This window comes from Pseudoalteromonas sp. NZS37 (assembly GCF_015864265.1).
GTDB classification, from domain to species: domain Bacteria; phylum Pseudomonadota; class Gammaproteobacteria; order Enterobacterales; family Alteromonadaceae; genus Pseudoalteromonas; species Pseudoalteromonas arctica.
Genome location: NZ_JADYXL010000025.1, coordinates 1 through 2939, shown reverse-complemented (window position 1 = coordinate 2939; position 2939 = coordinate 1). Strand labels below are relative to the sequence as shown.

Sequence of the window (2939 nt, the reverse complement as noted above, 5' to 3'; positions counted from 1 at the left end):
GGCGTCGTACACGTCGAGCAGCGTGGAGCCGTCGGCGTCGGTCACCAGACCCTTGAGTGCGCCGACGCGCATGTTCTCGTGGGTCAGGTCCATGCTGGCACGCACGTTGGCGAGCTTGCGCTGCACCAGTGTGGCTGCCTGCTCGACTTCGGTCTCGCTGCCGTAGGCGCGGATGCCTTGCACTTCGTCTGCGAGCACCGACCATGAGGCGGGGATGTGCAGAGCGTGCAGAGGGATCAGCTTGCGAGGGCCGAGGGCGACAGGCTCACGCACACCGCCGCGGGGGGCGGTGGGCAGCAGCTTGATGCTCGACCCTTGGCGTTCGATCATGAACGAAGTGGTCGAGATGCCTTCCTCTTGGAACAGACCCTTGTCGCCCAGTTTGGTGGGCACGTCGGGAATGTCCGTGATGGTGCTGGACAGAGACGTAACGCTGAACGCATCGTCCTGGAAAATGTCGAGGGTTGCCATGTTTCTTGTGCTCCTGAGTCGAGAGATGAAAGGCTCAGAGAGCCGGGGTGGAAACGGTTGGCAGGCCAGCCGTGCCGCGCACGATCAGACCTTTCTTCGCCAGGTCGGTCTGGCCTGCCGCGTCGAGACCCGTGAGTTCGAAGCGGTTCAGCTCGGCGTCGCGCACGAAGCCCACTGCGTCGGAGTCGCCGGTCTTGGCGGGCAGCCAGTTGTAGAGCACCGCGTCAGCGGGGCCTGCGGCGCCGTTGGCGGTGTAGGCGATGTACTTGCCGGAGCCTGCAGCCACGGTGATGGTCGCGGTGTCGCCAGCCACTGCGGGGGTTGCGCCTGCTGTCAGCGTGACGCNGCCACGGTGATGGTCGCGGTGTCGCCAGCCACTGCGGGGGTTGCGCCTGCTGTCAGCGTGACGCCGACGCCACCCTTGCTGAAGGCGGCACCCAGCGTGCCGGTGCCGACGGTCTTGCCTTCAGGGTCTTCCACCGTGAACTTGGTGGCTGCGGTGAACTCGATCACGTAGACGCCGGGGATGGCCGCAGCGCCGACAGTGATAGTGCCCGCCGTGGGGTTGCCAGTTGCGCCGGCGTCCATGGCGAAGGTGCCCTCGCCTGCGTCGCCCGAGCGGGTCAGCAGGGTGCCGGAGGCCAGCGCGGTGCCCGATTGGGTCACGACGATGTTTTCACGGCTGCGCTGGTTGGACGCTTCCGAAATGATCACCGCTTTGACGCGCGGCGTGGAGAGAAGAGAGGTTGCCATGGTCAGTTTCCTTTGCGAGAGTTTTGCTTGCGTGCCGCACGCTTTTCGTAGACGGCTTTCGCCGACAACACCCCGGACTGGCCGGCGGTTTGGGACCCACGCGCCGGAGGCGCGTTGTTGGTGTGCTCATCGGCCTCGGCCATTGCCTTGATCAGCGCGGCGCGCACGTCCTCTACGGACTGGTTGGCGCGGATGGCCTTGGCGGCATCGTCCGGGCGCTTGGCAACGGCGCAGAGCGCCACAATTTCCTTGGCCGCAGTGATGCGGGTCTTGGCTTCGTCCAGCGAGGTGCAGGCCACTGCGAACGTAGCGGCGTAGGCCTGCAGGCCAGCGGTGATTGCCAGGGCTTCGATCTGCTTGGCGACGGGGGTGTCTGGCACCGCGGGGTCGATCACAGGGTCGATCACAGAGTCGATCACAGGGTCAACAACGGGGTCAACCACTGGGTCGGCTTCCGCCTTGAAGATCGCAGCCACGTTGGCGGGCAGGTCGGCGCGGGCCAGGTCGAACTTGGCCGTGGCGCGGATGTCGTCCAGAAGCGCAGTGGCGAAGCCCAGGTCCAGGCATTCGTCAGCGGTCAGGTACGTGTCCTTCGCCATGATTTCGGCGGCCTTGGCTTCGTCAGCACCCATGCGGTCCATGTAGATGTTGCGCAGAGAGCCGTCCACCTTGTCCAGCCAGTTGGCCGCGTCGCGCATGTCTTCCGAGGTGCCGGCTGCGATGGTCGAAGCCTGGTGCACCATGGCGAACGTGTTCTTGGGCATCTCGCGCTTGTCGCCTGCGAGGGCGATGATCGAGGCGATGCTGGCTGCGATGCCGGTCACGCGGGTGGTGACGGTCTTGCCGTCCTTGGCCCAGGAGCGCAGCATGTTGTAGATGCCCAGGCCGGCCATCACGTCACCGCCAATCGAGTTGATCTCGACCACCAGTTCGTTGCCTTCGACAGCATCCAGTTGGGCACGGAAATCTTTGGCCTGGGTGCCCCAGAAGCCGATTTCCTCGTCTAGCGCCAAGACCGCGGGCTTTTTACCCGCCTTGGCTGTGAATTTGAAACAGGGGCGCATGCGCAGTCCTTTGCTGAATGCTGCGCATTGTGTTGATCCCTGCGTTATTCACCTCTGCGGCACAATTTCGGACGACGCTCTCAGGCCAGTTCGGCAGGACGTGTTTCGGTCTCGATGGGGGCGGCGCGGCGCCAGCGGTGCGAGCTGGTGAGCAGCCCGACAAACACCGTGACCACGAAAAACATACCTGCGGGCGTGGGCCATGTGCCGAAGATGAACGGCTGAAATCCGTATGCGCAGGCGCCGGACAGCAGCAGGGTGTATTTGAGACGGACGAGCTTGCGAATGCCTACGTGCATGACCGACAAGCGGCAGATGCAGACAACCATGATCGCCCCGCAGACGACCGTGTTCAGCAGGGCCCAGAGGTGGGAATTCATCTCAGTCGTCCTTTTTCGGTGGTTGCTCGGTGCCGGTGCGCTTCTCCAGCAGGCGACCCAGCCAGGTCACGAACCACTCGCCGACCTTGGGCCAGCTATTGCCGACACCGCCAACCAGGAGGCCGACGGGGACCAGGAGCCAGTTGGCCTCTTGCCAGCCGAGCATATGCTGAACACCGGATGCAATCGGTACTGTAACCAACAAAGCGGTGCAATTGAGTTTCAAAAAGTACCAGAGGCCCTGCGCGCGGGTCATCGGCGGGCAGCGCCC

The 2939-nt window shown here is 64.2% G+C and carries 5 protein-coding genes; all 5 read right to left on the bottom strand.

Annotated features, from left to right (window positions below; all coding sequences use genetic code 11):
• Positions 1 to 471: major capsid protein (locus I6F47_RS20030; RefSeq protein WP_197184428.1), on the bottom strand; the 471-nt coding region annotated here is incomplete at its 3' end.
• A gap of 34 nt (positions 472 to 505) precedes the next feature.
• Positions 506 to 784, bottom strand: a complete 279-nt coding sequence (locus tag I6F47_RS20025) for a head decoration protein (protein ID WP_331458563.1) — start codon at positions 782 to 784, stop codon at positions 506 to 508.
• Between the two features lie 442 nt (positions 785 to 1226).
• Complete coding sequence (locus I6F47_RS20015) at positions 1227 to 2288, bottom strand: head maturation protease, ClpP-related (protein WP_114488101.1); 1062 nt, start codon at positions 2286 to 2288, stop codon at positions 1227 to 1229.
• Positions 2289 to 2368: 80 nt separating this feature from the next.
• Positions 2369 to 2668 (bottom strand): hypothetical protein, encoded by a 300-nt coding sequence (locus tag I6F47_RS20010; RefSeq protein ID WP_114488100.1) that lies wholly within the window; start codon positions 2666 to 2668, stop codon positions 2369 to 2371.
• A gap of 1 nt (position 2669) precedes the next feature.
• Positions 2670 to 2939 (bottom strand): hypothetical protein (locus I6F47_RS20005; RefSeq protein ID WP_231609267.1); only part of this gene is annotated, 270 nt, incomplete at its 5' end.